Consider the following 25,626-nt stretch of genomic DNA (forward strand, 5'->3'; position numbering starts at 1 on the left):
TTTCGGCGTCTCATGATCGCGGTTGGCCCGGTAGCGTCGGTGATTTTCTGAGAATGGAGAATCACCTTTGTGCCGGGTCGCCATGTAACCGATCATCAGACGAGGCTTTTTATGAAGTACCGACAAAACAACCCCATTGAGGTCGCTGCCGCCAAGGCGTCGATCAGCCGGGCGACGGCTTACCGCATCGAGAAGGATGCGCGTCTTCCATCGCAGACCAAGCCGCCGCGCGACCGGCGTCGCCCCGATCCCCTTGAGCACATCTTCGACGCCGAGGTTGTTCCGCTCCTCAAGGCCGCGCCCGGCATCCGAGCGGTCGCCGTTTACAACGAGATGCTGCGGCGTCATCCAGAGCTGTCAGAAGGTGTTCGCCGTACGATTGAGCGTCGTATCCGATCATGGCGGGCTGTTCACGGTCAGGAGCAGGAAGTGATCTTCCGTCAGATGCACGAACCCGGTCGGTTAGGACTGTCGGATTTTACCGACATGGGCAGCCTCGGCGTGACGATCGCCGGCCAATCGCTCGATCATCTGCTTTATCACTTCCGGCTGGTCTGGTCGGGCTTCGAGCATGCCCATGTCATCCTGGGTGGAGAGAGCTTCGTCGCTCTGGCCGAGGGGCTGCAGAACGCCCTGTGGTCGGTTGGCGGTTCGCCGCTCTATCATCGCAGCGACAGCTTATCGGCCGCCTTCCGCAACCTCGATGCCGACGCCAAGGTCGATCTGACGCATCGCTACGACGAACTGTGCGCCCATTATCGCATGACGCCGACGCGCAACAACAAGGGCGTCGCGCACGAGAACGGCTCGATCGAAAGTTCCCACGGCCATCTCAAGAATGCGATCCGCGATGCTCTGCTGATGCGCGGAACCAGGGACTTTGGCGACCTCGGATCCTATCGCGCCTTCATCGATGAGATCGTCAGCCGCCGCAATGCCGCACATGGCAAGCGCATCGATGCCGAGCGCACGCATCTGCAAGCTCTTCCCGATCGTCGCACCACCGACTTCGAAGAGGTCATCGTCACCGTATCGAGCACCGGCGGCTTCGCCTTGCGCAAGGTCTTCTACACCGTGCCTTCCCGTCTGATTGGCCACCGGCTGCGGGTGCGTCTGTTCGACGATCGCCTCGACGTCTTCATCGGCGGCACGCATCTGCTGACATTACCCCGAGGCCGCGCCCATGCGAGTGGCAAGCACGATCAAGTCGTCAACTATCATCACGTCATTCATTCCCTGCGCAAAAAGCCGATGGCGCTTTTGGGGCTCGTCTATCGCGACAAGCTCTTCCCCAGGCCGGAATATCGCAGGACTTTCGACGCGCTCATCGAGCAACTGCCCGAGCGGCAGGCTTGCAAGATCACCGTGGAACTGCTTGCCTTGGCTCACGATCGCAGTTGCGAGCGTGAACTGGCCGAGGAGCTTGCCAAAACGCTCGACGCCCACAAACTGCCTGATCTGGCGGCTTTGAGAGCGGTCTTCAGCCCGGACCCGGATCAGTTGCCGATCGTTCATGTGCAACTCGCGTCGCTCAATGGTTATGAAGCCCTGATCGGCACGGCCTATGCGGGAGAGGTCGCATGAAGAGCAACATCCACACAGTCGATGAAGCCCGCCTCGGCATCATGCTCAACGAACTGAGGCTGCCGACGATCAAGACGTTCTGGCACCAATTTGCCGAGCAGGCCGATCGGGAAGGATGGCCTGCTGCCCGTTTCCTCTCGGCCATCGCCGAGCATGAATTGGCCGAACGCGCCCATCGCAGGATCGAAAGACACCTCGCCGAGGCCCACCTGCCACCCGGAAAGACGCTCGACAGCTTCGCCTTCGACGCTGTTCCCATGGTCTCCAAGGCCCAGGTCATGGCGATTGCAGCCGGCGATAGCTGGCTCGCCAAAGGCGCCAATATCCTGATGTTCGGTCCGCCCGGCGGCGGAAAGAGCCATCTCGCCGCAGCCGTCGGCCTCGCGCTAATCGAGAACGGCTGGCGCGTGCTCTTCACCCGCACGACCGATCTCGTCCAGAAGCTTCAGGTCGCGCGGAGGGAGCTTCAGCTCGAAGCCGCCATCGCAAAGCTCGACAAGTTCGATCTTCTCATCCTCGACGACCTGGCCTACGTCACCAAGGACCAGGCCGAAACGAGCGTGCTCTTCGAACTCATCTCCGCAAGATATGAGCGGCGTTCCATCATGATCACCGCCAATCAGCCCTTCGGAGAATGGAACCGCGTCTTTCCAGACCCGGCCATGACGCTTGCCGCGGTGGACCGACTTGTCCATCACGCAACAATCTTCGAGATGAATGTCGAAAGCTACCGGCGGCGTTCGGCCATGGAAGCCAAACGCCAGCGCGGCAGACCCGCCTCATTCGCGACAATCAAAAGCTCTTCCCAGCTTGTCGCGGAGCGGCAATCAGAACACGATGAAACTCTTGCCAGCGACAATCAACATGATAACTTCGCTCCAACCGCGACATAAGAATCTCATCCAGATTGTCGCTCGCGTCGCATCCTGATCGTCGCGCTATAGGCAAGTCCGGTTCTGCCTGCCGCGCCTGGGGCGAGACCTTCATGCGCACCCGATAATCGGTGGGGTGCGGATCCAGTCGTTCCCATGTGCTGTTGGCTTTGGCCGGAATCAGCCAGTGACGCTCATGTCCCTTCGTCTGCAATTGCAAGAGAAGGCTGGCACTGAAGAAGCCCTTGTCGAAGACCGTCAGCGAATGGTCCGGAACCCGGTCGAGCAGGCTTTTGGCATAGAGCATCTCGTTTGTGCCATAGGCTCCGAACACCGCATCACGCACCAGATGCGTCGCCAGCGCCGTCAGCGTCAGCAGCCGCAATTGCGGATAGCTTGCGACAACGCCAGACGCGTAGGCCTGCGCTCCAAAATGCGCCCGGTTCTCCGGGCTGTCGGACGTCCGCAGCGTGCTGCCGTCCACGGCATAACGACAAAGACCCCGCCAGGCACGCCCGGATTGGTGGCGTTCATCCCAGCATGATGCACTCATTGCAAACAACTGCGCCAACGGTGCCTGACCCAAGCGCTGCCGTGCCTGTGTCAACGCGCTCTTGGCAATATCCGCGTTGACCTCATCGGGCAAAACCAGATCAAGATGGGCCACCACCTCCGGGATCGACTGATGACGATAAAGGGCCAACGCAATCACCAGCCAGACGACCTGCTCGGCTGGCAGCTTGCGCTTGCGGATGCTCGCCTTGCCTGTCGTGGCGAGAGCCTGAGCGATCCAGTCCGGGTCGATCGCCTGCGAAAGAGCCGATAATTCGGCCGAATGTCCAAGGGTGCGTGACATCACAAACAAAAACAGGATGGGAAAACGAATCCCCATCCTGAACCATCAAACTTGCCCGCAGCTCACTAAGTGAACTGCATTACCGCCGAAGCGGGGCTTTCGTCATTTTTCTGTCGGTGCCGGCTTTCGTTTGAAGAGGCCCTTCAGATTGCTGAAGAGTTCGATCTTCACGCCGTGGCGGCGCATGATCACCGACTGCTGGATGACCGAAAGCGTGTTGTTCCAGGCCCAGTAGATGACCAGACCGGCCGGGAAACTCGCCAGCATGAACGTGAAGACCAGCGGCATCCAGTTGAAGATCATCGCCTGCGTCGGATCCGGAGGCGTCGGGTTCATGCGCATCTGCAGGAACATCGTCACGCCCATGATCAGCGGCCAGACGCCGAGATGCAGGAAGGTCGGAGCCGCAAACGGCAGCAGGCCGAAAAGGTTGATGAACGAGGTCGGATCGGGCGCTGAAAGATCCTGGATCCAGCCGAAGAACGGGGCGTGGCGCATCTCGATGGTGATGTAGATCACCTTGTAGAGCGAGAAGAAGATCGGGATCTGCAACGCGATCGGCCAGCAACCGGCGATCGGATTGATCTTCTCGTCCTTGTAGAGCTGCATCGTTGCCTGCTGCAGCGCCATGCGGTCGTCGCCCAATTTCGCCTTGAGCTCTTCCATCTTCGGCTGCACGCGCTTCATGTTCGCCATCGAAGCGTACTGCTTGCTGGCGAGTGGGAAGAACAGCGCCTTGACGACGATGGTGGTCATCAGGATGGCGACACCAAAGTTGCCGAAGTAGCGGAAGAAGAAGTCCATCAGCCTGAACATCGGCTTCGTCAGGAAGTAGAACCAGCCCCAGTCGATGAGCCGATCAAATTTCGGGATCTCATAGGTCTTTTCGTAGCCGTCGATAACTGGAACTTCCTTGGCGCCGGCAAAGACGAGGTTCTTCAACTCGAGCGACTGGCCCGGTGCCACCGTGACGGCGTTCTGCTTGTAGTCGGCCTGGAAGCGCGGCTGGCCATCCGTAAAGTGCGTGAAGCGCGCATCGTATGGTGTCTGCTGCGGCGGAATGATCGTCGCTGCCCAGTATTTGTCTGTGATGCCGAGCCAGCCACCAGTTGCCGTTGCCGGCGTGACCGCTTCCTTCTCGACGGCTGCGTATTTGCTTTCGATCAGGCTGTCGCCGATGACGCCGATGAAGCCTTCGTGCAGAACGTAGGTCGAGGCGACTGCCGGCTTGTTGTAGCGCGTGACGCGGCCATAGGATGACAATGCAGCTGCCGCCTGGCCGGCGTTGGTGATCTTGTCGGTGACGGTGAACATATAGTGCTCATCGACCGAGATCGTGCGGGCGAAGGTGATGCCCTTGTCGTTGGTGTAGGTGAGCGTAACCGGCGTCTTCTCGGTCAGTTTTGCGCCTTCCGGTGCCGTCCAGACCGTCGAGGGGCCGGGAACCGCGCCGGTGGCAGCATCGCCGATGTAGCCGAGTTCTGCAAAATAGCCGTCCTTGGTTTCAGACGGGCTGAACAGCGTGATGATCGGGCTCGTGTCGTCGACGGTCTCGTGGTAGCCCTTGAGCTTCAGGTCGTCGAGACGAGCACCAACGAGATTGATCGAGCCTGCGAGAGCGGCGGTATCGATCGTAACGCGCGGCGACTTTGCCAGCGCGTCGATCAGGGACGGGGGCGTCGTTGCGGTCGGAGCCGTCCCATTCGGCTGGGCCGGATTGGCGCCGCCAGCTGCCGGCGTCTGCATCTGTTCGGTCTTCTGCTGCGCCTTTTGAGCGAGTTCTGCCTTGCGCTGCGCTTCGATGCGCGGGTTCATATAGAGGAATTGCCACCCGAGAACGATCAGCACGGAGAGAGCGATCGCAATGAAGTAGTTGCGGTTGTTTTGCATCATGCGTTCCTGGGGCGGCCGTCTCCGGACCGCTTGTGTTTCGGCTTGGTCTCAACGCGAGCTTTGAGCTCTGCGGCTAATTCTCTGAAGGGCGCCTTGAGCACGTCCCTTCGCGCGACAACCACATAGTCGTGTCCGGGCTGCATTGCAAACCCTGCATGAAGTCGCACCGCCTCTTTCAGGCGCCGCCGCATGCGGTTTCGCTCGACTGCATTGCCGTGTTTCTTGGTGACGGTGAAGCCGACGCGGGCTTCGGTCTCGGGTTCCTTCCGGTCGAGCACCTCGAGCAGAAAGAAACCGCCCTTGCGTTTTTCGCCTTGGCGGACAGCAAGAAACTGCGGGCGGCTTTGCAGTCGCCCGGCAGTCATTTTCTTATTATTAGTCGTCAATTCGCCCGCCATCTCTTATCGGGCAATTCCGGCCTTAGGCCGAAAGACGCTTGCGGCCGCGTGCGCGGCGAGCAACGATAACCTTGCGGCCGCCCTTGGTGGCCATACGTGCACGGAAACCGTGGCGGCGCTTGCGAACAAGCTTGGATGGTTGGTACGTACGCTTCATTTATTTAAACACCGCGGAGTGCGGCCCTTCTTGAATTTGCATAATGCAAGGAGCGTTGTTTTTCGAACGGGCGAGGCTAACGAGAGCCTTAAATGACCGGACGTGCGGCGGCTTATACGGATGAAGGCCGCCAAAGTCAATTATCGCCCGGAATTTCCGAATTCGCGGCTGCGATACAAGATTTAGCGAGCCTCATTAATGTTTGTGATGACGTGTTAACGCGGCGCGTGCGTAATATTTTTCTTCGATCGCAACCGCCGCGCGCATTCTTGCGGCAGTCTAGCGTTTCCGGCGCAAAAAAAGAAACGGTGACGAGTAAGTACAGGTAATTTTTTGTAGTGATGCGGCCAAGCATCCGAAAGCTGACGTTAATTTATTTCGGCCAAATTTAGCTAGCGGCCGGGATGCTTTCCCGGCTTGTGATTAGTCTTGGGGGGGCTTCCTTTGAAAATTCGAGGTAAGATCAATCTGCTTGTCTCCGCCATGTGCGGCGTCGCACTGCTGATCGGGGCAACGGCACTTTGGGCCGTGCATCAATACGATGAGAACCTGTCGGCATATGGAGATGCGTCCGATCGCGCTTACGCCGGCGAGCGCCTTAACCGCTTCGTGACGGCAACAGTGATGGAGGCGCGCGGAATCTATAACGCGCAGTCGACAAAGGAGGCCGCAAACTTTGCCAAGGGACTGCTGGCCGACCTCGACCAGATAGACAAGGTCATTGTTTCCTGGGCTCCGCTGGTTCCGGAAAGCCAGAAAGATACCTTCGTGAAAATGACCGAACGCGCGAAGGAATTCCGGACATTCCGCGCCGAAACAGCGCGTCTTGGCACTGACGTGAGCCCCCAGGCTGCGAACGAGCAGGGTAACAACGACGCCAACCGCGCCAACCGCAAGGCTTTCCAGGCGGAGATCGATGCGATCGTCGCCACTGACAAGGCGACGCTGGACGCCGTCAATGCGCAGGTCGAAAGCTCGCGCACCTCCGTTTTGTGGCTGGTGGTTACGATCACCTGCGTCGGCATCATGGCCGGCGTCGGCATGGGCTTCTACATCGGCACCATTCAGCTCAGCCGCCCGATCAAGAAGGTCACGGACGCGATCAAGGAAGTCGCCGATGGCAACTTTGACGCTGAAGTGCCTTTCGCCGGCCGCCAGGATGAAATCGGCGAAATGGCTGCTGCCGTTGCCGTCTTCAAGGAAAATGGGCTCGCTGTACGCCGCATGAATGCGCAGGAAGCCGCCATGCGCGCCAAGAGCGACGATCTGCAGTCCAGCATGTCCGTTGTCGTTGCATCCGCAGCTGCGGGTGATTTCAGCCGCCGCATCGAAAAGGACTATGGCGACGACAACCTCAATCAGTTCGCCAGCAACATCAACCATCTCCTCTCCAGCATCGATGCCGGCGTCGGCGAAACGCGCCGCGTGATTGCAAGCCTGGCGGAAGGCGACCTCACGCAGACGATGCGCGGCAGCTTCCAGGGCGCCTTCGCCGAACTGCAGCAGAACGTCAACAGCACCTTCGCGACGCTGCAGACGACCATGCGCGAAGTGCGCGAGACGGCAGAAGGTTTTCACGGCAACACCAACGAGTTGCGTTCAGCAAGCGACGATCTCTCCAAGCGCACCGAGCAGCAGGCCGCTGCTCTCGAGCAGACCTCGGCCGCCCTCGACGAGATCACGGCGGTGGTCAACAATTCGACCGAGCGCGCTCAGGAAGCCAGCGTCATGGTATCCGAGGCCAAGGACGACGCCGGCAAGTCTGGCGTGGTTGTCCGCAATGCCGTCGACGCCATGGGCCGGATCGAGCAGGCCTCGCGCGAAATCAGCCAGATCATCAACGTCATTGATGAGATCGCCTTCCAGACGAACCTGCTTGCTCTCAACGCCGGTGTCGAGGCCGCGCGTGCCGGCGAGGCAGGCAAGGGCTTCGCCGTCGTCGCCCAAGAGGTTCGCGAACTCTCACAGCGCTCGGCTACGGCCGCCAAGGACATCAAGGGCCTGATCACCAAGTCCGGCGACGAGGTCCAGGTCGGCGTCAAGCTGGTGCAGGCGACCGGCGAGGCGCTGTCCCAGATCGAACGCCGTGTCAACGCGATCAACGACCACATTCACTCGATTGCGACCGCCGCGAAGGAGCAGTCGACCGGCCTTAAGGAGGTCAACACGGCGGTCAACCAGATGGACCAGGTGACTCAGCAGAACGCCGCCATGGTCGAGGAGACTTCGGCTGCAACGCACAAGCTCTCCGGCGAAGCCGACGGCCTCGTCCGTCTCATCTCACGCTTCAAGGTCTCGAACGTGGCGGCTGCGGCCCCGGTTGCCGTTGCCCGCCATCAAGAACATCGTCCCGTCGCCTCTCCGGCCCGTCGTGCCATGGGCACCGTCGCCCGGGCGTTCAGCGGCAATGCCGCCGTCGCCGAGCAGAATTGGGAAGAGTTCTGATCCTTCTTCATCTTTTCGATCGATTGGAAACGCCGCCTCGGGCGGCGTTTCCTTTTGTCGCAAATGGCTTTGCTCGCAAAGATTTGAAAGCGGACCGTCATGGTCTAATATAGAAGGCGCAAAGGGCGCCCGGCGCCGAGCGGACGAAAGACGATAGACGATGCAAGCCCACGATCAAGGCGACAATCTTCCCCAAGGCGGTGCTGCCGGGACCGAGGCCGACAAGGCGGAACAGCGGCCGTCCGGGAAGTTCGGCGGGCTTACTGGCAAGCTGCTGTGGCTGACGGTTGTCTGCATCATGCTCGCCGAGGTGCTGATCTTCTTTCCCTCGGTGGCCACTATGCGCCTGCGATGGCTGGACGAGAGGTTGAACGCCGCGGCTGCGGCCGCGATCGTCATCGACGGACTGCAGCCGGTGGAGCTACCGCGCGCGTTGCAGAAGGAGACGCTGGAGGCGACCGGCACCAAGGCGATCGTGCTGCGCAAAGAGGGCACCTCGCGTCTGCTGGCGACGACCGACATGCCGACCTCCGTCGACGAGCAATACGACCTGACCAATGTGCCGGCCCTGACGGCGATCAGCGATGCGCTCGATACGCTGATCTTCGGCGGCAACCGCATGATCCGCGTTTATGGCCCGGTGCAGGACACCAACACCGGCGTCGAAGTGGTGATGAAGGACAAGCACCTTCGCAATGCGATGCTTGTTTATTCCCGCAACGTTTTTCTGTTGTCGATTTTGATTTCGCTGTTCACCGCGACACTGGTGTTCTTCGCGATCAACCGCATTCTAATCCGGCCGATTCGCAAGCTGACCGGCAGCATGCAGCAATTCTCCTCCGATCCGGAAAATCCGCAGAACGTCTTTGTCGGTGATGGCGGGCGCGATGAACTCGCGGTCGCCGGCCGGCACCTGACCTCGATGCAGATGGAACTGCAAAAGACGTTGAAGCAGCAGAAGAACCTGGCCGCGCTCGGTCTTGCTGTCTCGAAGATCAATCACGACATGCGCAACATCCTGGCCTCGGCACAGTTGATGTCGGACCGTCTCGTGGATGTCGATGATCCGATGGTGAAGGCCTTTGCGCCAAAGCTGTTGCGCACCATCGATCGCGCCGTCGGTTATACGACCGAGGTGTTGTCCTATGGTCAGGCAAGCGAAGCCGCGCCTCGCCGGCGCCGCATTCGGCTTTTTGACCTGACCCAGGACGTGAAGGACATGCTGGCGATTGATGCTCAGAGCGGCATTGAGTTCATTGAACAGATGGGGCCTGAGCTCGAGGTCGATGCAGACAGCGAGCAATTGTTCCGCGTCATCCACAATCTCTGTCGCAACGCCGTGCAGGCGCTGAATGGGCAGGGTGCGGTACGCGGACCAGATGGCAGCAAGCGTATCACGGTTTCGGCCCAGCGCGTCGGCAGCGTCGTCAGCATCATCGTCGACGACACCGGCCCCGGCATGCCGCAGAAGGCCAGACAGAATCTCTTCGCCGCCTTCCGCGGCTCAGCCCGCTCCGGCGGCACGGGCCTCGGGCTGGTGATCGCCCGCGAACTGGTGCTGGCCCACGACGGCACGATCGCGCTTGTGGAAAAGCCCTCGGTCGGAACGCAGTTTCGCATCGAGATTCCAGACCGCCCGGTATCCCTGGACGATTACCGCAGCCGCGCGCTCCACGAAAAGTGATGCATTTCTGCGCATTTCGGTTCTGCACCACCAAAGTCGCGATTTTTTCAGAAAGCCTATTGCAATCCCCGGAAGGACCCTTTAGAGAACCGCCCACGCAAGCGGTTCGGCCGCTTCCGGCACGCACCCGTAGCTCAGCTGGATAGAGCACCAGACTACGAATCTGGGGGTCAGGAGTTCGAATCTCTTCGGGTGCGCCACTTCCGTACAAAACTGGGCACTCCTGCCGCAGCCACCCCGTTCATCACGAGACGTTCTAAAACGTCGCGCCTGCCGTGAATGCGGATTTCCTCGTCATCGACTTCGACCTGGTCAATGACCGCCCGCAGATAGGCGCGGCGGAAGGGGATCGGGCCCTGCGTCACGTTCTCACGCATCAGGCGCGCGAACGCATCAACCTTCTCCTCAGTCAGGCGCGCATCGGGGCGCAATTCCGCGAAGGCGCGCTCCAGCGCGGCCTTGGCATGATCGCGCTCGGCTTTCAGCGCGGCGACGCGGCCCTTTAAAATCTCGTCACTGAAATCAACCACGCCGGACTCGATGGCCTGATACAGGCGCGACAGGCGGCCTTCCGCATCCGCGACCTTGTTCTGCAGCGCCGTCATGCGCTGCGTGTGATCTTCGGTGCGTGCGGCCTGGCGTTCCAGAAGACCGGTCAGGATGGTCTTGACACGTTCGGCTGTGAACAGCGTTTCGGCAAGCTTGCCCGTGACCAGATCGTCAAGGCGGTCCATGGGGACGGAGCGGCCCTTGCACGCCGTCTTCCCCTGCACCGCGCAGGTCGCGCAGGTGTAGTAGCGGTAGCGGCCCGATTTTCCGGTCCGCAGCATCATCCCGCCGCCGCAGCTCGCGCAGGTCGCAAGGCCGGTCAGCAGGATCGGCCCCGACACGACGCGTGGCGGCACCGCTTTCGGGTTGCGGGCTTTGAGGCGCGCCTGCAGCGCGTCGAACACTGACGGCTCGATGATGGGATCGACGGGGACGATGACCTGCTCGGTTTCGGGCTTGTCTTCCTTGGTCTTCCAGACCTTGCGGTTGAACCGGTACTCACCCTTATAGGTGGGGCTCGTCAGCAGCTTGTGCAGCTGGCCGATGCCCCAGCGCGCGCCGCCCCGCGTGCGGTGGCCGCGCTCATTGAGCAGGGAAGTTGCGGCCTTGACCCCGAGCGGGCCGCTGCCGCCGTCGCCTTCGGTCACGAGGCGGAACATAAGCCGCACCACCTCCGCCTCGACAGGGTCGATGGCGAGGCGCTTCTTTGTTTTTGCGCCGCGCTGCTCCGCCGCCACGACTTCATAGCCGTAAGGGGCGGCCGCGCCGTTCCAGAAGCCCTGGCGGGCATTCTCCTTCATCGCGCGCAGAACATGCTTCGCGTTCTCCTTCGACTGGTATTCGTCGAACAGGGCAAAGACCTGCCGGACCATCACGCTCATGGAATCATCGCCCAAATCCTGCGTAATGCTGACAAGGCGCACGCCGTGCTTGCGCAGCCGCCGCACGGCATGCTCCAGCGCGAAATGATCGCGGGCGAAACGGCTGAAGGAATGCACGACAACGGCGTCAAACGGTGAGCCGCCGCCCGTGGCGAGGTCGAGCATTCTTTGCAGCTCAGGCCGGTTGTCGTCGGTGCCGCTAAGGCCCGCATCCACAAACTCGGAGACGACTTCCCAGCCGCGCGCCTTGCAGAACTCCGTAGCCTGCCGCCGCTGGTCGGGAATGGATAAGTCGTTATCCGCCTGTCTGCCCGTGGATACGCGCAGGTAAAGGGCGGCCCGGGACGGCTGCGGAGCCGCGCCGTCAAACAAGGTCTTCGGCAAAGACTTCATCACAGCGCTCCTTCCCCGCAACACACTCTTTTTTTTTCGCGCGAATATGTGGCGCTTCCGAGTCGATGGCGCGCAAATCTTTGTCAAAAAGGCCTGAAATCAGTGCTCCCAGGAAGCTCTCAATGGCATCCAGTTCAGCGGCGCTGACCGGAAATGTCTCCTCTATGTCCGTGAGGATGCGCACGCCTTCCGCTGCCGGTGCGCAAGCAACCGGCAAACGCAAAGCACAGCCGTGGCCGGACTTGCGCCCGCGCATCTCACAAATCCTCTTCGCATTGTTTGGGGGTTCACTTCAGGGTGGCCCTTACCAGGGGTCGCCCTTATCTTTGTCGTCAGGGCTGATCATTCCGCCGCCGGGATCGCAACCCGGATCGTTGCCCGGGTCGCTGCGCGCATCGTGTTCGGCGAGGTCCAGCATCGAATTCGCAAGGCGTATGATGAGCCTGCGGTATTCGCGCGCGCTGTCAGCCGCTTCAAGATCAAGCCCCGCAGACTGCAGAATGAAATCGAACATCAGTTCGTCTTCTTCTGCGAAGGACCGGCCATGCTCGCGGTCGTCGCCAAGGAAATGCGCCGTCGAGACGGCAATCTCCTGCAATTGCTCCTGGTATTCGGCCGCCGCCCTTTCCGGACGGATGTCCACACCCGCCCAGTCGGCGATAAACCGGTAAGTAGCCTGCGCGAGCCACATTCTGTCGGGTAACATGTCCGGACCTCCTTGCCCGATCTTCATTCCGATCCGGCGGATACTCTTCGTATTGTTTAGATAGCAGCAGGAGCGCGGCCGTTTCCACGCGATTTCCGCGTGGTCATCGCGGGCCGAAGCCCGGCGCGCGCGATGCTAGCAGATAGCGGATATGTTGAAGAGCCAGCGTTACTTCAGAATGTTCGGCCGAGTCTTCGCGCAGTGTCGCCAGCTGTTGCTGCAGCTTTGTGTGCAGGACGAAGAGTTCGGGCAGGGAGCGCGTACGCAGATATGCAAGAGTGCAGGAATGTACCATAAGAGCCTTCTTTCGATCTCACGGCCCCGCCATTCGGGGCCTTTGAGCCCCAGACACAGATCATCGGCAGCAAGGACCGATGGCGGGAGGGAGAGTGAAAGAGGGCGCAGTGGTGCGCGCCGGAGCGTCGCGGATTTGCGCATGCGCCCTTGCGGGAACACTGCAAAACCCAGGTAAAAATCAGGCTGCGGAATTTGAAGGAGGCAGAAAGACCATGCTATAATAGGGTTATTATAGTTCGATGATTTTGTTGTGAGATTTGTTTGTCGATTATGATTAGCGTGCGCGGCGATCTGACGATGGCCGAGCTTCGCCAGGCGATATTTGAAGCCATTGGCGAGATGGAAGACGAATACGGCATCTGCCATTCGCGCAATGTCACCCTTTACCTCAACCCCACAGATGAGTTCGGCGACAAGGTCATCGTGCGCAACCGCCTCGGCCGCATCGTTTCGCGCGTCAACAAGAAGGGTCCGTATCGCTCAGCGGCGGAGGAATACAACATTTGAAGGCGTGAGCCTTCAAGGAGAGATTATGAAAGTGCCACCATGCTACATCGGCCTTGACCAGGCCCGTCAGGCGCTCGCCGATGTCGGCGTCGAACTGAACGAGCGCCAGATGAAAAGGGCCGCCGAGCGCGACGGAAGCGGTCGCCGCAAACTGCCGTTTTTTGTCGATCCCATTGAAGGAACCCTGAAGATTGAAAAGGGCGCGCTGATGGAGATTTATAACAATTTGCATGTGCAAGCGATGCGCGATTTCAATGCTAATGCTTGACGCCGGAATCCCAGTTTGTTTTATTACTTAATATAACCTTTTAGTATAAGTATTTCATGGCAGATATCAGGAAACGCACCGGGTCCAAAGGCACGACTTACCAAGTCCGCTATGCGAGCAAGAGCACAAAAACCGGCTACGCGTATGCCTCCTTTAGAACGCTGAAGGAGGCGCGGACCTTTAACGAAAATCTGGGCGGCCTGCAGCACGCAACCGGCGGCAAGGTGACCGTATCGGAGGCCGTGCAGAAGTGGCTCGATATCTGTGAGAAGGTCGGCCGGGACGGCCGCGAGGTTATCGAATACACAACGCTTCTCGGTTACGAGCACCGCGCGGTCGCGATGAAGGCCTATTCTTGGGACAAGTATCTCCACGAACTCACCCCGACCGACCTCATAAAGTTCCGGACCTGGCTGATCGAGAACTACAGCCGCGACTATGCGCGGCGTACCCTGTCGTCGTTCCACTCCGTTCTGATCGAGATGAAGCACCAGGGTCTGATAACCCACGACCCTGCTGCCGGGATCACCGTTCGCAATGACGGGCGGTATGAGGAAGACAGCCGGGAAGTTCAAATCCCCACGGATGACGAAATGCGCGCGCTTCTGGTTGCCGCCGACAAAATGGGTGACGCATCAGAATATTACGCCAAGGTATGGCGGCGCTACCGCCCTTTGATCTACCTCGCCGTCTTTACCGGCATGCGGCCTTCTGAGTATCGTGGGCTGGCGTGGAGCAACGTCTTCCCTGACCGCATCAAGGTTCGGCAGCGCGCTGATCTGTTCAATACGGTCGGGCCGGTCAAATCGAAGGCAGGCAGGCGGGACCTGTTCATTCCCAAAGCCGTCTTCGAAATGCTGCAAGAATGGAAGAAGAAGTGCCCGGCCTCGCCGCTCGGGCTTGTGTTCCCGACCTCGACCGGCAAACCAATGGCGTTGAACAATCTTACCCGGCGCTGCTGGGAGCCCCTGCTGGAGGCCGCAAAGCTCATGGACCCGGACCCGGATTCCAAGGACGGAGCCATGCGCCCGCGCTACACGCCGTACGCCCTGCGCCACTACTTCGCGTCCAAGCTCATTGAAAAGGGGACGGACCTGAAGTTCATCCAGACAGCCATGGGGCACGCCGATATTCAGCTGACCCTCAACACCTACGGCCACCTCATTCGCGGCAAGGACGACGCGCACAAGGAACGCGCCGAGGCCTTCGCTGCAGAACTGATGGCGGCGGAATAGCCTTTTACTGTAAGATAAGCGCTGAACAATCGGGCGATGTGGCAAGTCTGTGGCACGTCGGCTGGAAGCCGCAGAAAACAAAGGCTCTGTAACTGCTTCCCAAGCTGAAAGTCGCGGGTTCGACCCCCGTCGCCCGCTCCACTTTAAAATCAAATACTTAGCAATCGTCTAATTTCCATAGTTGTTGGATATCAGCGAAATTTGCCACAAATTGCCGACCCGCTAGAGCCCGCAGAAACCCTCAGTTCTCTGGCGCGGCCCGCGAGAGCTTGTGGCGAGGTTGTGGCGAAAACGGCTAACGGGACTGACAGTAAGCCTGCCAGGCTGAGTGTCGGCTAACAGCCTCAAGTGCCTGATTACGGCAAAGGCCCGTGGGCCATTGCCGCTCACTTATGTGGAAGGCGGCGCAAGACGTGGCGGCCTTGTCATAGCAACGAGCGTTCGGGTGACCTGCCAGCTATATTCGAGCGCCTGCTCATCATCGCCTTCGATCAGCCGCGAGACCTTCAGGTTAAAGAGGGCCTCAATGATATTCTCGGCGGAGTTCCGGATGGCCCGGGCATCGGCTTCAACATCGAGGTCGATCCGATAGCCGTGTGGCAGGGACCTAATATGCTCGACCAGGGCGTCCAGGGACTCCTCATAAGAGTGACCGCAAATGTCCGCCAGGAACCGTACCATCCGGGCGTAGGACAGATACTCTTTGCCGTCCGGGTACCGCACCATCCCATACTCGGTTCCGAAGGCCTGGCGATCCCGGTCCTCGCGGCCCGGGTCATCCTGATCTGTGTAGTCTGATATGCCGCTCATGGCCTCGTAGCGCATGAGGTCGTCGTAGAGTTCAGTTCTCATAACTTGCTCCTTTCGCAGTTTGCGCCTCCTGCGAGGCTTGCCTGATTTCTTGTCCGGTAAAGTCAGCGCGCAGCCAGGTTCGGCCGTCAGCCGTCTGTCCCTGCCTCACGGGTTTCTCAATCAATGCGGCGATCACGGCCGGGCGCGCCGTCCGGTCAAACCCCGCCCGCACCACTCCTGCGGAAGGGCAGGACCGGGTTAGGGCCTGACCCGCCAGCTTCTCCGCCCGGCCTCCAGCTCCCGCGTCTTGAGAAACCCCGACGCCAAGGAGCAAACCATGTCCGACACCACCCAAACCCAGCGGCAGGACATCTACAGCCGCATCACCGATCAGCTCATCGCCGCGCTGGAGCAGGGCGTGAAACCCTGGACCCAGCCCTGGAACGCCGCTCACGCCGCCGGGCATGTCTCCCGGCCATTGCGCCACAACGGGCAGCCCTACGCCGGGATCAATGTTCTGACCCTCTGGGCCTCCGCGATGACAGGGCACTTCGCCGCGCCCATCTGGATGACCTTCAAGCAGGCTATCGAGCTGGGCGGTTGCGTCCGCAAAGGCGAGAAGGGCTCGCCCGTGGTGTACGCGGACACGATGCGGCGCACCGAAACCGACGAGGCGACGGGTGAGGACGCCGAGCACTTCATCCCGTTCCTCAAGGCCTACACGGTGTTCAACATCGAGCAGATCGAAGGTCTGCCCGCACACTTCTACGCCCGGGCGGAACCTGTCCCGAACCCCGACCAGAAGCTCGCGCATGCCGAGGCGTTCTTCGCCGCCTTGCGCGCCGATATCAGGCACGGCGGGGACAGCGCCTTCTACAGCCCTGGCCTTGACTACATTCAGATGCCGTCCTTCGAGGCCTTCCGCGATGCCCACGGCTATTACGCCACGCTCGCCCACGAGGCCACGCACTGGACCAAGCATCCCGCGCGCCTTGACCGCGATCTGGGTCGCAAGCGCTTCGGCGACGACGGCTATGCCCGCGAGGAGCTTGTCGCTGAACTCGGCGCTGCGTTCCTCTGCGCGGACCTTGGCCTGCGGCTTGAAGACCGTCCGGATCATGCCGCCTATATCGGCCATTGGCTGGGTGTCCTTCGCGATGACAAAAGGGCCGTCTTCGCAGCCGCCGCGCATGCGCAGCGTGCCGCCGACTTCCTCACGGGTTTCAGCAAGGCGGCGGCCGCGTGAGCGGCCGCCAGTCTTCTAGTGAGGAAGGCCCCCGGCGGGGTCGTGCCACTCATCCTGGGGATTGAGCGGATTAGTCTTCCGGCTGTTCGCCAGGTCATCGAGATATTCATCGCAAAGATTGAACCGAGCGATGATCATCTCGGCATCGTGGCGGTTCATGACCTCGGCGATGTTATAGCGCTGACCGAGATATTCGAGGGCAACCACGAAACTGTCGGAATAGTAGCGCACCCAGTTCGTCTTGCCCTTGGCCTTCGCGATCTCGATCTTGTCCCGCTCGATCACCGCCTGGGGGTGCTCGTACATCACGAAGCGATGCCTGTGGTTCCGGTCCAGCCTGAGCTGTCCCTTCTTGCGTTCCAGATAAATCGCCTTCTCGGTGAAGTAGACGGTAGCCGTTTTTGCCGCCGACTCGCGAAAGCTCATCTGCATCAGCGGGCGACCGAACACGCCGCCTGCAAAAAGGCCGCCGACCAGCAGGTTGAGTTCGCCCATCTGGTAGCCGAGAAACCCGCTGCCAATCACCGCAGCGAAAGCGCAGGCGATGCCCATGCTGTCTGCGTCGTCGGCAGCTTGCGGCGAAAGATACTTCGCCTTCACGCAAAACTGCAGGCCCTCCGTCGTCTGACTGACTTCCGTCTGCGGTCCCTGCCTGAATACTTCCAACATGGAGTTGTCCATCTTAGTAATCCTTCCCGGGGAGCCTTGATTGGCTCACTCCTGAGTGTGAATATGCCCAGCCACACGGCGCATTTTCCTCGCTCATTCCTCGCGGGCGGATTCTCGATGGAGCTGACAGAAAGCACTCTCCGGACGGTGCGGGACGCACTGGACACCTTCAAAGCCACACGGCGGAACGGCCGCGAGCTGTCGTGGCATGAGGTTGCCGAAAATCTCTGCGCGGATGGATTCCTGCCGGACCCTGCCGACGATGATGATGACGATGATGATCTTCGCAGCCGATATCCCTACAAGCAGCTCGCCGAGGCGCTGAGACGCTTTGTGTCCGGAACACAGGTACTGGGTTCCGAGCGCCTTCAAGCCGTCACGCGCTACCTGATGGAGAAGAAGTATCTGTCGCCCGAGGTACTTCAGCGGGCCGAGCCGCAGCCTTTGCTGCTGAGCGGGCTGCGATCATTCTTCGGGGGCGAGTTCGGCCCTGCCGAATTCCCGATCCGGATTCCGGGCACCTACTATGCCGTGCGAAAAATAGGCGGACGGGTTGAGGCCTCTGTGTTGACCATCGACGCCGAAAGCGAAGGTGTGTACCCGGCGGTGCAGACCGTTTACAGCCTTCACACCGAGCCCTTGTCCTTCAAGACTGACGCGCTGCTGCGCTTGCTGAAGGTCTCCGGAGGCAGCGCCTTTCGGTATCAGGGATATCTCGTGCGCGCCCGCCGCCAGTACTGCATGTTCCTGCGGGACGATACGGAGCGGGAGTCGAGTGTCGATATTCTGCTGCGCCTGTATGGCGATCCCAAGGGCACTGAAATGACCGTCGCGCGCTCGCGTGATTTCGGGCCGGGCCACGATGGTTACGTGCGGCCCATGACGATCATAACGCAGGGTGACGACATTGCGCTCGCCGGGGTGAAGGACAGGGTCTGGCGTTACAAGGCGAGGGATGGCCATGACCTCTGAAGCCGATGACCCGCAGCGGGCTTTGCTGCACCGTCAGTTCCTGCAGGCTGTGGACTACGGCGACATCGCGAAGGTGCGTGAGTTCCTGAAGGACAAGCGCCTCGACATCAACCATGCGGACCCGCGCGATGGTTTCACCGCGCTGCACCTTGCGGCGGCTCGAAACGCCGTGGCTGTCCTTAAGCTCCTGCTGTCTACCGGCCGCTGCGACGTGTCACGCCTTGACCATCAGGAACGCACGGCGGCGACCGTCGCGTTCGTTCTGGCGAACAACGCGGCTGTCGCCCGTTACCTGCGCCGACTGCAACATGGCAGCGGGCGCAGGATAAGCGCAAACGCGAAGGGCAATGCCCGGCCGGGAACCCTCGAAATCGAGGGCTAACGGACGCCGTACAGCCCCTTGAATTGCCCGTGCACGGGGTCTGCCTGGTCATAGTATTCCGTCCGCTGAATCATCATCGGATGGAAGCCAGCCCACAGCACCAGCTGCCGCCGAAGCCGGTCGCTTCTGGCGAACTGACGACTGACCTCGTCAGGTGTGAGCAGGTCGAACTGCTCCAGCGACTCCGAGCGGCCGCTGACGCCTGCGTTGCGCTGCTCCGCTGCTACCTCGTTCTCACGCGTGACCATGACCACCGTGCGGCCAAGCTTCTTGGAAATGTATTCGGTTGTCATCAGGTCATTGTTGCCAAAGAACTGGAGGATGCCCGCGTTACCAACGAAGGTTTCCCACCGGTCCTTATAAAGGGACTTTCCCTGTCCCCAGTCCTGAATGATCACCCACAGCTTGACCCCGAACGATGCGATCTGACCGGCCGCATCCTCCAGCTGCTTCATGCGGCCCAGCACCGGAAACTCATCAAGGCACACCAGCACCGGCGGCCTTGATGCACCGGTTTCCGCCTGGGGCACCGGCGTGCGTTCCATCGCATTGAGCAGCAAGTTCACGAACATGCGCAGCCAGCGATTGCAAACGTTCATGCGGGTAGCCGGAAGGCAAAGATAGACTGTCATGCCTTCGGGCGCGGTTTTCAGTTCGGACAGGTCGAAATCATTCCCGCCGAGAACCCGCTGCAGCGCGCGCGACTCCAGGAACTTCACATGTCGCCGCGCGGTGGACACGACGCCGCCACGTTCGTTTGCAGGCTTCTCGTAAAGGGATGCTGCAGCTCCTCCGATGGCGTCGGCCAGATGTGTCATGTCTTCACGGCGTCCCAGCTGCGCCGCATGATTAAGCAAAGCTGTTTCGAGGACGAACTCCTCGCTGCCGCTTCTTTTCTGCAGAATCATCCGCATGAGCTGCGCGAGGCTCATCAGGTCCCGGCGCTCCTCGAACTGCGGAGCGGTCGCTATGTAGAGCAGCAGTCCTTCGATGATGCTCTGCGCACTATCATTCCAGTGAGGGTCTTTCTCGCCGCCCTCGCTCGACACCACCATGGCATCGGCCAGCAATCCGGCGTCCTCAATGATGGTATCGCTCTTGATGTCCAGGAAGCCGAGCGGGTTGAAGCTCTTGCGGAACCGCGCCAGCCGCTCAGGCACGACCTGGAAGGGATCGACAATGCAAACCTTCTGGCCGAGCGCCGCCCGGCGTTCTGCCGTCATCGCGGCCAGTTCACCTTTGGGATCGAGCGCAAGGACGCTGCCACGATAGAAGAGCAGGTTGTTGATGAGCGTTACCGACTTGCCAGCCCGGGAACCAGCAACTGTCAGCACATGACGGTTATCCTCGATGCCGATGAGTTTGTCGGCAAGCTGTCCCACCATAATCTTCGCGCCCGGATCAGCCGTGTTGTAGGCGAGCGCCCGACTGGTCATCATGTTGTCGATCTGCATCCACCGCGCTTGCGGTACATGCATCTGCCTCATAGATTTTGACGACACGCCGCGCGCAACGTCAGCGACGAAATTCTCTGCGAATGTACTCATGTGCCTTCTCCTTTTCCGAGAGAGGCTAGCCGCACCCGCAGCGGGGTTTCCTCGCAGGTTCCTCGTGGACAGGGGAGTTCCGCGCTTTACCGGGCCGTTCACCCGTCGGCATCTATTGCCGTCCTTGTTGCCACGACAGGCGGGATACGGGAACGGAAGCCATGATCGGCACTTCCTCCTCATGACCGGGTAAACAATCGTCAAGTATCTCTTGCCGGTTTTTGCGGTTGCTCTTTCCGAGCCTTGCGCGCCACGCGCTCCTTTGCCCGAAAGCAGTTTCCCTCGACTTTCACGCCCCGTCCTGATCGGGCGCGCATCCACTTCAAGGCCGAGCCCTTCGGGTGCCCGCGCGGGTTTCCCCTCCTTTCGGCTTCGCCTGCAAGGGGGTGATCCCCCTCCCGCGCGGCAGCCATGAACCGGCTGCTTCTCCGCCCGCTCCTGAAGATGGCGTGTCGAGCAAAACTTACAGCAAAGGAGCAAACATCATGGCACGCAACGAGAAGACCAATCGCAAGACCCGCGAGAACCAGGCCCCGGCGTTTATCGCCTGGCATGTTGGAGAGAAGGGCGACAAGGCCTTCTGGACCCGCATCGGAGCCGCCTGGCGGCACGAGGACGGCGAAGGGCTGACGCTTCAGCTCGAACTGGTGCCGGTTAATGGCGGCCGCATCGTCCTCCGGTCCCCGAAGGAAGAAACCCAGCAAGGAGCGGGCGCGTAAGCGCCCCTCCATCTGGGAGGTACACCGGCATGAACACAACAATGCACATCGAAGCCACCCGCGCCGCGTTCGCCCGCGCCGCGTACCTCTTCTGTGTCGAAGGAGGGGCTTCGTGAGGAGTTATCACGCAGATTTACATAGTGCTGACACAGGTCTGCACGGTGAATATTGTTGTCTGTCGCCGGGCGCTCGCCTAAAATCCGGCATGGCCAATAAGGATGAATTGCTGACCCCGGAGCAGGTAGAAGTGGCGCGCAAGCGCCGCCTTGAAGCGCAACATCTTCAGCTCATCGAAGGGAACCCACTCGACGCTGAAGACATCGCCATGTTCGAGATGTTCGAGCGGGAACGCTGGTCACATGAGCGCTGCCGCCAATACATTATTGAGCAGGCCCTCGCTTCCAAATCTCAGGACAAATGAGCGGGGGCGATCCCTACGTCTTTCCGGGCACGCAAACGCTGCGGAACAAGCTCGATATACGGGATGCAGCTCTTCTAGATCGTGCCGAGCGACGTATCGCCACCCAGCGGGTTAGAGAGGGTGTGCCTAAAGGCGATTTTGATCTTGCCCATCTGCAGGCGATTCACAAGCACCTGTTCCAGGACGTTTATGAGTGGGCGGGCCAGGTTCGGACCGTGGACATTGCAAAGGATACAGAGCAGTTCCTTGCTTGTAGCAGGATCGAGACGGGCATGGCCGATGTGAAGAGTCGGCTGGAGAAGAAAGGCCATCTCCAGTTCTTAAGGCGGGCCGAGTTTGCCAAGGAAGCGGCCGTTATACTCGGCGATGTCAATTTTGTGCATCCTTTTCGGGAAGGTAATGGCCGTACGCAGATGCAATACCTGAAGCAGCTCGCGGAACACGCTGGCCACAATCTTGACCTCACCCTGATCCCTGAAAGCGCATGGATTGCTGCTTCGCGCGACGCGCACCATGCAAACTACGAGCCGATGGCACGCTGCATCGACGCTGCCATCACGCCCATGCGCAGTTCGGACCTGTCACACGAAAAAGGCGACGCGGGGCGAGAGCGTTAGGTAATCGGGTGAAGGACTATAAAAAAAGGCGCGCAAGCAGACTGGCTTGCGCGCCTTTTTATTGCGGCTTGTTTAGTCCCCGGCGGTCATCAGCGCCTGGTGCTCGGCGCACATGAGGCGAACGTCATGCTTGGCCCAGGCCTTGAGGTCGCATTCCGGGCAGCAATAGCGGACACGTTTTCCGCTCTTAGGAATGGCAACGGGCTCGGCTTCGCCCTCGCCTTGCGTGGGGGCGGGCAGCTCGTCCGGCGTGTTTTTCCAGACGATGGCAAAGCCCCTGGCGATGAGCTTGTCGGCGGCCACGTCGAAGGGACCGCCTTCGACAATATAATGGCCGACATTCTCGCCGATCTCCCTGCCGCCTTCCACCCCCGTGTCAGACGGATGCAGGCCGATGGCTTTCATCCGGTCCGCCCATTCACGGTTATGGTAGCGGCCACGCCCGGCGGTACCGGCATGGTGCTGCTCCTCATGGACCATCTCGTGCACGAGCGTGCCGAGAATGTCCTTCGTGGAGCGGCTCGCGAAGTGCATGGGATTGAGTGCGATTTCGTCCGCTTCACGTCCGTCATCGTTGCGGAATCTTTGACCCGCGAAATACCCGAATGTACCCGTGCGGCGCTGGAGCGTGATCAGGGCGTTTGGAAGCTTTCCTTCGAAAAGCCCCTTGTTGAAATGATCGTACGCCTGCTGGAGCCGTTCATACGTCTCCTTTGTCGGCCTGATCTGGAGGGGAAGGGCGTCAGTTTGCGTCTGAGGGATAGGCGTCAGATCGTTCACGGCGGATCATCCTTTCCACCGGGTGCTCGCTCGCTTTGTGATGTACATTACAGACGAGACGATGAGGCCGGTTGCTGATCCTCTTTAAGTAGATGGCATCATCTTCCCCATTCCGCGCCATTTCCTCGTTTGCCGATCCATTGTAGTGCGATGTACACTCCACTCATCCCGTCATGATGATGGGTGCATATTTCCACTGCGGCCCCTTCTTCTGCTAATATTGTAGTGTGGGGGTTCCGTCGGCACAGAGCAGAGTACAAGGTGTGCGCGGTAGTACCGCGCTCACCTTGCTGGGGGGACCATCCAGTCCCCCGCAGACCCCCCTCGGGCATGGCTAGGGCTCGTCTCCGCTACCGGCGGATTCTTGCCAAGCATGCGTTCAGCCGGTTCGGGCATCGAACCCTTTCCGGCTGAGGGCAACGTTTTCGGCGTTGCATCCCGACCCGGGAGACTGCGCTCTCCCCGGACCCCATCGCGCCAAAGGGCTGCCGCGCCCCTTGGCAATCCACGGCCCGGACTTCCGCGTCCGGGACCACGGCCGGTGTTTCGGCACCGGCTTCGAGCCAGGGAGATTTCGCTCTCCCTTGGCAATTCCCATCGACCGGGGATGGCGCTCCCCGGTCCCTCGCATGAGGTGCGGATGCGCTGCCGAACGCCTGCTCACAATCGCTATCCGCCCGCGTGGAAAGCGCGCGGATTGTGAGCGGCGGATGGCGCTACCTGATGATGCATGACGGAGAAGAAGAAAAGACGAGCCCCGATTTCGTACCGCCCGCCGGAGATCCTCCGGAAGGAGCTCCTGGCGCGCATCGAAAAGTCAGGGCTCTCCGTCAATGCTTTCATCACGCAGGCCATCTTCGGCAACCTGCCGCCCCGCCAGTCCCGTCGGCCGTCAGTCGCCACGCAGGACCTCGCGCGGCTTCTCGCGGAAGCCGCCAAGCTGCGGGGGCAGCTTGAGACGCTCCCCGTGGACGGCGAGCGTCAGGTCCAGCTTCACGAGCAGGCCATGGCGGTGCTGACCGACATCCGCACGCTTCTCATGCAGGCCCTGGGGCGGGAGCGTTGACCCATGATCCCCAAGGCCAGCCAGCGCGGGCTGGGTCAGGACCTCGCCACCCACCTGCTGAACGCGCTCGACAATGAGTATGTCGAGGTGGCCGAGGTCAGCGGGGCGGTCGCGACCGACCTGCATGGCGCTTTCGCCGAGTGGGAAGCCATCGCGAAAGGCCTCACCAAGTGCCGCGAATATCTCTACAGCCTGTCCGTCAATCCCGGCCCCGACTCTGAGCTGAGCCGGGCGCAGTATCTCGACTACGCGCAGCGCGTCGAGAAAAAGCTCGGTCTTGAAGGCCAGCCGCGGGCATTGGTGTTCCATATCAAGGACGGCCGCGAGCATTGCCACATGGTCTGGTCGCGCATCGACTGGCAGAGCGAGAAGGCGATCCATCTCGCTTTTGATCATGAGAAGCTCATGATGGTCAGCCGTGAGTTCGCCCGCGATCACAAGCTGACCCTGCCAGACGGCTACCGGCGCGACGCCTCAGAGCGCGGACGTAGACAGTCCCTGTACGAGACGCAGCAGGAGCGCATGACCGGCCTGTCCAAGCAGGAGCGCATGGACATGATCACCCAGGCCTACCGTCACAGCGACAGCGCGCGCTCCTTCGTGCAGGCGCTCGAAGCCATGGGCTACGTGCTGGCGACGGGTAAGCGACCTTACGTCCTCGTCGATATGTACGGCACCATGAACGCCCTGCCGAAGATGATCGACGACCGCAATGTCCGCACGCTCGATGTCCGCAAGTTCCTGTGGCACGACTTTCCGCCGACCTCTCTGCCGAGCGTCGAAGAAGCGCGCGCGCTCGTCGCCGAGTTGCGCAAGGCGCGGGAGGAATTCGCCAAAGCAGGCGCTTCCGCCGACCGCCTTACCAAGCTGGAAGCCATGCAGGGCAGACGCCGCGCCGAGCTTGTGACCGCCCAGGAGCGGGAGCGCACGCAGCACCGGCACGAGCGCACTGTGCTCGCCGGGGCCCAGCTGGCGGAACGCCAGGCCCACAAGTCCGCGTACCTTGCGCAGGTCCGCGCCGTCCGGGCAGCGCGTGAGGAGGCGCGCCCGACCGGGCTTGCGGCCTTCCTTGGTAAGGTCACGGGCGTCTCGCTCGTCATCGGGAAACTGCACCGGCATCGCGATGCGAAGGCATACCGTGCGTTTGTCGCCGAACGGCAGGACCTCATCGCTGGCCAGAAGCAGGCGGCGTCGATGCTCCAGCGGCAGCAGGAAGTGCATGGACTTGACGGTGCGCGGCAGTTGCGGGCGTTGGTGAAAGTCGAGCTACGCGAGAGACAGGCGCTGGAGGTCAAGCGCGTGCGCGAGCAGCGGACGGTGGAGCGGCAGGGGCGCGCCCAGATGCCCGGGCTTGATCTTGACCTGCGGCCGCGCGGGCGCGGCCCGTCGGTGCGTAAGGCCAAAAATCGTTATCAGGACCCGCTGCGCACGCCGGAGGAGCGGCTGCCCCAGCATCAGACCGCCCCGAAAAAGCGGTTGTCGGATGCGGAGCTTCTCAGCCAGCTGGAAGAGTCCCTGCCGCCCCCGATTGAGTCGGATATCGACCTGCGGGCGAGCTTTGAGCGCGCGGCAGAGGATACGCGCGGTGAAGGCGAGCGCGGCGAGGAAGGTGGCGAAGGCGGGGGACCGAGCGGGCGGGCGCGCCGTTCTGATCGCGATGATTTTGAGCGGGAGCGCTAGGGCGCGAAAA

The 25,626-nt window shown here is 60.9% G+C and carries 28 protein-coding genes and 1 tRNA gene; 17 read left to right on the forward strand and 12 right to left on the reverse strand.

What is annotated here, in order from left to right:
• Positions 1-111: 111 nt before the first annotated feature.
• Together istA and istB are read left to right on the forward strand one after the other, a co-directional pair.
• A complete protein-coding gene (gene istA, locus WGT02_RS03630; RefSeq protein WP_208245170.1) occupies positions 112-1,584 on the forward strand; it encodes an IS21 family transposase in 1,473 nt (490 codons plus the stop codon).
• The gene (gene istB, locus WGT02_RS03635; protein WP_208245168.1) at positions 1,581-2,477 is read left to right on the forward strand and encodes an IS21-like element helper ATPase IstB; all 897 of its coding nucleotides are present in this window, start codon (positions 1,581-1,583) and stop codon (positions 2,475-2,477) included. Before istA ends, istB begins: the two co-directional genes overlap by 4 nt.
• On the opposite strand, the gene WGT02_RS03640 is transcribed toward istB, so the two are convergent.
• The 4 genes from WGT02_RS03640 to rpmH all read right to left on the reverse strand — a co-directional run bounded on the left by WGT02_RS03640 (position 2,377) and on the right by rpmH (position 5,760).
• Positions 2,377-3,348: an IS4 family transposase gene (locus WGT02_RS03640; RefSeq protein WP_208248020.1), complete on the reverse strand. Its 972-nt coding sequence runs from the start codon at positions 3,346-3,348 to the stop codon at positions 2,377-2,379. The two genes, istB and WGT02_RS03640, sit on opposite strands and share 101 nt — an antisense overlap.
• 66 nt (positions 3,349-3,414) lie before the next feature.
• Complete coding sequence (gene yidC, locus WGT02_RS03645) at positions 3,415-5,202, reverse strand: membrane protein insertase YidC (RefSeq protein WP_024316743.1); 1,788 nt, start codon at positions 5,200-5,202, stop codon at positions 3,415-3,417.
• The gene (rnpA, locus tag WGT02_RS03650; RefSeq protein ID WP_024316742.1) at positions 5,202-5,603 is read right to left on the reverse strand and encodes a ribonuclease P protein component; all 402 of its coding nucleotides are present in this window, start codon (positions 5,601-5,603) and stop codon (positions 5,202-5,204) included. Before rnpA ends, yidC begins: the two co-directional genes overlap by 1 nt.
• Before the next feature lie 22 nt (positions 5,604-5,625).
• The gene (gene rpmH / locus WGT02_RS03655) at positions 5,626-5,760 is read right to left on the reverse strand and encodes a 50S ribosomal protein L34 (protein WP_016552555.1); all 135 of its coding nucleotides are present in this window, start codon (positions 5,758-5,760) and stop codon (positions 5,626-5,628) included.
• Between the two features lie 92 nt (positions 5,761-5,852).
• Here rpmH and WGT02_RS03660 point away from each other — a divergent pair, with 92 nt between their 5' ends.
• The 4 genes from WGT02_RS03660 to WGT02_RS03675 all read left to right on the forward strand — a co-directional run bounded on the left by WGT02_RS03660 (position 5,853) and on the right by WGT02_RS03675 (position 10,089).
• Entirely contained in the window at positions 5,853-6,089 is a 237-nt protein-coding gene (locus WGT02_RS03660) for a hypothetical protein (protein WP_141652588.1), read from the forward strand.
• Positions 6,090-6,204: 115 nt separating this feature from the next.
• Positions 6,205-8,205: a methyl-accepting chemotaxis protein gene (locus WGT02_RS03665; RefSeq protein WP_208249068.1), complete on the forward strand. Its 2,001-nt coding sequence runs from the start codon at positions 6,205-6,207 to the stop codon at positions 8,203-8,205.
• Positions 8,206-8,365: 160 nt separating this feature from the next.
• The gene (locus WGT02_RS03670) at positions 8,366-9,889 is read left to right on the forward strand and encodes an ATP-binding protein (protein WP_208249066.1); all 1,524 of its coding nucleotides are present in this window, start codon (positions 8,366-8,368) and stop codon (positions 9,887-9,889) included.
• A 123-nt stretch (positions 9,890-10,012) separates the two neighbouring features.
• Positions 10,013-10,089: transfer RNA gene (locus tag WGT02_RS03675), tRNA-Arg, on the forward strand.
• On the opposite strand, the gene WGT02_RS03680 is transcribed toward WGT02_RS03675, so the two are convergent.
• The 4 genes from WGT02_RS03680 to WGT02_RS03695 all read right to left on the reverse strand — a co-directional run bounded on the left by WGT02_RS03680 (position 10,060) and on the right by WGT02_RS03695 (position 12,713).
• Entirely contained in the window at positions 10,060-11,712 is a 1,653-nt protein-coding gene (locus WGT02_RS03680; RefSeq protein WP_208249064.1) for a recombinase family protein, read from the reverse strand. The genes WGT02_RS03675 and WGT02_RS03680 overlap by 30 nt on opposite strands.
• A complete protein-coding gene (locus tag WGT02_RS03685) occupies positions 11,684-11,968 on the reverse strand; it encodes a hypothetical protein (RefSeq protein WP_208249062.1) in 285 nt (94 codons plus the stop codon). Before WGT02_RS03685 ends, WGT02_RS03680 begins: the two co-directional genes overlap by 29 nt.
• Positions 11,969-12,016: 48 nt before the next feature.
• A complete protein-coding gene (locus WGT02_RS03690) occupies positions 12,017-12,418 on the reverse strand; it encodes a hypothetical protein (protein ID WP_208249060.1) in 402 nt (133 codons plus the stop codon).
• A gap of 103 nt (positions 12,419-12,521) precedes the next feature.
• Positions 12,522-12,713 carry a hypothetical protein gene (locus WGT02_RS03695; RefSeq protein WP_208249058.1) on the reverse strand — a complete coding sequence of 64 codons (192 nt, stop codon included), beginning with the start codon at positions 12,711-12,713 and terminating at the stop codon, positions 12,522-12,524.
• A 272-nt stretch (positions 12,714-12,985) separates the two neighbouring features.
• On the opposite strand from WGT02_RS03695, the gene WGT02_RS03700 reads away from it, so the two are divergent.
• From WGT02_RS03700 to WGT02_RS03710, 3 genes are read left to right on the forward strand one after another with little or no spacing between them, the layout of a single operon-like run.
• On the forward strand, positions 12,986-13,222 hold the full coding sequence (locus tag WGT02_RS03700; RefSeq protein ID WP_225039790.1) for a hypothetical protein: 237 nt from the start codon (positions 12,986-12,988) through the stop codon (positions 13,220-13,222).
• Between the two features lie 25 nt (positions 13,223-13,247).
• Positions 13,248-13,490: a hypothetical protein gene (locus tag WGT02_RS03705; protein WP_208249055.1), complete on the forward strand. Its 243-nt coding sequence runs from the start codon at positions 13,248-13,250 to the stop codon at positions 13,488-13,490.
• A gap of 56 nt (positions 13,491-13,546) precedes the next feature.
• Positions 13,547-14,725 (forward strand): site-specific integrase, encoded by a 1,179-nt coding sequence (locus tag WGT02_RS03710; RefSeq protein ID WP_208249052.1) that lies wholly within the window; start codon positions 13,547-13,549, stop codon positions 14,723-14,725.
• 390 nt (positions 14,726-15,115) lie between these two features.
• On the opposite strand, the gene WGT02_RS03715 is transcribed toward WGT02_RS03710, so the two are convergent.
• The gene (locus WGT02_RS03715; protein ID WP_208249049.1) at positions 15,116-15,577 is read right to left on the reverse strand and encodes a hypothetical protein; all 462 of its coding nucleotides are present in this window, start codon (positions 15,575-15,577) and stop codon (positions 15,116-15,118) included.
• 277 nt (positions 15,578-15,854) lie between these two features.
• On the opposite strand from WGT02_RS03715, the gene WGT02_RS03720 reads away from it, so the two are divergent.
• The gene (locus WGT02_RS03720; RefSeq protein ID WP_208249047.1) at positions 15,855-16,763 is read left to right on the forward strand and encodes an ArdC family protein; all 909 of its coding nucleotides are present in this window, start codon (positions 15,855-15,857) and stop codon (positions 16,761-16,763) included.
• A 15-nt stretch (positions 16,764-16,778) separates the two neighbouring features.
• Here WGT02_RS03720 and WGT02_RS03725 read toward each other — a convergent pair whose 3' ends face one another.
• Positions 16,779-17,432 carry a hypothetical protein gene (locus WGT02_RS03725; protein ID WP_208249044.1) on the reverse strand — a complete coding sequence of 218 codons (654 nt, stop codon included), beginning with the start codon at positions 17,430-17,432 and terminating at the stop codon, positions 16,779-16,781.
• 117 nt (positions 17,433-17,549) lie between these two features.
• Between WGT02_RS03725 and WGT02_RS03730 the strand changes: the two genes are divergently transcribed.
• Both WGT02_RS03730 and WGT02_RS03735 read left to right on the forward strand, forming a co-directional pair.
• Positions 17,550-18,404, forward strand: coding sequence for a hypothetical protein (locus WGT02_RS03730; protein WP_208249041.1), 855 nt, complete (start codon positions 17,550-17,552; stop codon positions 18,402-18,404).
• Positions 18,394-18,786: an ankyrin repeat domain-containing protein gene (locus WGT02_RS03735; protein ID WP_208249038.1), complete on the forward strand. Its 393-nt coding sequence runs from the start codon at positions 18,394-18,396 to the stop codon at positions 18,784-18,786. The genes WGT02_RS03730 and WGT02_RS03735 overlap by 11 nt, the downstream gene beginning before the upstream one ends.
• Here the strand turns inward: WGT02_RS03735 and WGT02_RS03740 are convergent.
• A complete protein-coding gene (locus tag WGT02_RS03740) occupies positions 18,783-20,333 on the reverse strand; it encodes a type IV secretory system conjugative DNA transfer family protein (protein ID WP_208249035.1) in 1,551 nt (516 codons plus the stop codon). The two genes, WGT02_RS03735 and WGT02_RS03740, sit on opposite strands and share 4 nt — an antisense overlap.
• Before the next feature lie 485 nt (positions 20,334-20,818).
• Between WGT02_RS03740 and WGT02_RS03745 the strand changes: the two genes are divergently transcribed.
• The 3 genes from WGT02_RS03745 (at position 20,819) to WGT02_RS03755 (ending at position 22,090) form a co-directional block, all read left to right on the forward strand.
• A complete protein-coding gene (locus WGT02_RS03745) occupies positions 20,819-21,052 on the forward strand; it encodes a hypothetical protein (RefSeq protein WP_208249032.1) in 234 nt (77 codons plus the stop codon).
• A 112-nt stretch (positions 21,053-21,164) separates the two neighbouring features.
• The gene (locus WGT02_RS03750; RefSeq protein WP_208249029.1) at positions 21,165-21,473 is read left to right on the forward strand and encodes a hypothetical protein; all 309 of its coding nucleotides are present in this window, start codon (positions 21,165-21,167) and stop codon (positions 21,471-21,473) included.
• On the forward strand, positions 21,470-22,090 hold the full coding sequence (locus tag WGT02_RS03755) for a Fic family protein (protein ID WP_208249028.1): 621 nt from the start codon (positions 21,470-21,472) through the stop codon (positions 22,088-22,090). The genes WGT02_RS03750 and WGT02_RS03755 overlap by 4 nt, the downstream gene beginning before the upstream one ends.
• A 72-nt stretch (positions 22,091-22,162) precedes the next feature.
• Here the strand turns inward: WGT02_RS03755 and WGT02_RS03760 are convergent, their stop codons facing one another.
• Positions 22,163-22,870, reverse strand: a complete 708-nt coding sequence (locus WGT02_RS03760) for a SprT-like domain-containing protein (RefSeq protein ID WP_208249027.1) — start codon at positions 22,868-22,870, stop codon at positions 22,163-22,165.
• Between the two features lie 730 nt (positions 22,871-23,600).
• Between WGT02_RS03760 and WGT02_RS03765 the strand changes: the two genes are divergently transcribed.
• Both WGT02_RS03765 and WGT02_RS03770 read left to right on the forward strand, forming a co-directional pair.
• On the forward strand, positions 23,601-23,936 hold the full coding sequence (locus tag WGT02_RS03765) for a hypothetical protein (RefSeq protein WP_208249026.1): 336 nt from the start codon (positions 23,601-23,603) through the stop codon (positions 23,934-23,936).
• Positions 23,937-23,939: 3 nt separating this feature from the next.
• Complete coding sequence (locus tag WGT02_RS03770; RefSeq protein ID WP_208249025.1) at positions 23,940-25,616, forward strand: relaxase/mobilization nuclease domain-containing protein; 1,677 nt, start codon at positions 23,940-23,942, stop codon at positions 25,614-25,616.
• Positions 25,617-25,626: the final 10 nt, after the last annotated feature.

The sequence above is a fragment of the Rhizobium sp. T1470 genome, from assembly GCF_042140505.1.
In the GTDB taxonomy this organism is placed as follows: domain Bacteria; phylum Pseudomonadota; class Alphaproteobacteria; order Rhizobiales; family Rhizobiaceae; genus Rhizobium; species Rhizobium favelukesii.

Excerpts from the sequence above, each read along its gene's own strand:
- WGT02_RS03745 (WP_208249032.1), top strand. The coding sequence starts at position 20,819 with ATGGCACGCAACGAGAAGACCAATCGCAAGACCCGCGAGAACCAGGCC.
- WGT02_RS03695 (WP_208249058.1), bottom strand. The coding sequence starts at position 12,713 with ATGGTACATTCCTGCACTCTTGCATATCTGCGTACGCGCTCCCTGCCC.
- WGT02_RS03715 (WP_208249049.1), bottom strand. The coding sequence starts at position 15,577 with ATGAGAACTGAACTCTACGACGACCTCATGCGCTACGAGGCCATGAGC.
- WGT02_RS03720 (WP_208249047.1), top strand. The coding sequence starts at position 15,855 with ATGTCCGACACCACCCAAACCCAGCGGCAGGACATCTACAGCCGCATC.
- WGT02_RS03725 (WP_208249044.1), bottom strand. The coding sequence starts at position 17,432 with ATGTTGGAAGTATTCAGGCAGGGACCGCAGACGGAAGTCAGTCAGACG.
- WGT02_RS03700 (WP_225039790.1), top strand. The coding sequence starts at position 12,986 with ATGATTAGCGTGCGCGGCGATCTGACGATGGCCGAGCTTCGCCAGGCG.
- istA (WP_208245170.1), top strand. The coding sequence starts at position 112 with ATGAAGTACCGACAAAACAACCCCATTGAGGTCGCTGCCGCCAAGGCG.
- WGT02_RS03690 (WP_208249060.1), bottom strand. The coding sequence starts at position 12,418 with ATGTTACCCGACAGAATGTGGCTCGCGCAGGCTACTTACCGGTTTATC.
- WGT02_RS03735 (WP_208249038.1), top strand. The coding sequence starts at position 18,394 with ATGACCTCTGAAGCCGATGACCCGCAGCGGGCTTTGCTGCACCGTCAG.
- WGT02_RS03730 (WP_208249041.1), top strand. The coding sequence starts at position 17,550 with ATGGAGCTGACAGAAAGCACTCTCCGGACGGTGCGGGACGCACTGGAC.
- WGT02_RS03710 (WP_208249052.1), top strand. The coding sequence starts at position 13,547 with ATGGCAGATATCAGGAAACGCACCGGGTCCAAAGGCACGACTTACCAA.
- WGT02_RS03755 (WP_208249028.1), top strand. The coding sequence starts at position 21,470 with ATGAGCGGGGGCGATCCCTACGTCTTTCCGGGCACGCAAACGCTGCGG.
- rpmH (WP_016552555.1), bottom strand. The coding sequence starts at position 5,760 with ATGAAGCGTACGTACCAACCATCCAAGCTTGTTCGCAAGCGCCGCCAC.
- WGT02_RS03640 (WP_208248020.1), bottom strand. The coding sequence starts at position 3,348 with ATGGGGATTCGTTTTCCCATCCTGTTTTTGTTTGTGATGTCACGCACC.
- istB (WP_208245168.1), top strand. The coding sequence starts at position 1,581 with ATGAAGAGCAACATCCACACAGTCGATGAAGCCCGCCTCGGCATCATG.
- rnpA (WP_024316742.1), bottom strand. The coding sequence starts at position 5,603 with ATGGCGGGCGAATTGACGACTAATAATAAGAAAATGACTGCCGGGCGA.
- WGT02_RS03705 (WP_208249055.1), top strand. The coding sequence starts at position 13,248 with ATGAAAGTGCCACCATGCTACATCGGCCTTGACCAGGCCCGTCAGGCG.
- WGT02_RS03770 (WP_208249025.1), top strand. The coding sequence starts at position 23,940 with ATGATCCCCAAGGCCAGCCAGCGCGGGCTGGGTCAGGACCTCGCCACC.
- WGT02_RS03680 (WP_208249064.1), bottom strand. The coding sequence starts at position 11,712 with ATGAAGTCTTTGCCGAAGACCTTGTTTGACGGCGCGGCTCCGCAGCCG.
- yidC (WP_024316743.1), bottom strand. The coding sequence starts at position 5,202 with ATGCAAAACAACCGCAACTACTTCATTGCGATCGCTCTCTCCGTGCTG.
- WGT02_RS03740 (WP_208249035.1), bottom strand. The coding sequence starts at position 20,333 with ATGAGTACATTCGCAGAGAATTTCGTCGCTGACGTTGCGCGCGGCGTG.
- WGT02_RS03685 (WP_208249062.1), bottom strand. The coding sequence starts at position 11,968 with ATGCGCGGGCGCAAGTCCGGCCACGGCTGTGCTTTGCGTTTGCCGGTT.
- WGT02_RS03660 (WP_141652588.1), top strand. The coding sequence starts at position 5,853 with ATGACCGGACGTGCGGCGGCTTATACGGATGAAGGCCGCCAAAGTCAA.
- WGT02_RS03670 (WP_208249066.1), top strand. The coding sequence starts at position 8,366 with ATGCAAGCCCACGATCAAGGCGACAATCTTCCCCAAGGCGGTGCTGCC.
- WGT02_RS03765 (WP_208249026.1), top strand. The coding sequence starts at position 23,601 with ATGACGGAGAAGAAGAAAAGACGAGCCCCGATTTCGTACCGCCCGCCG.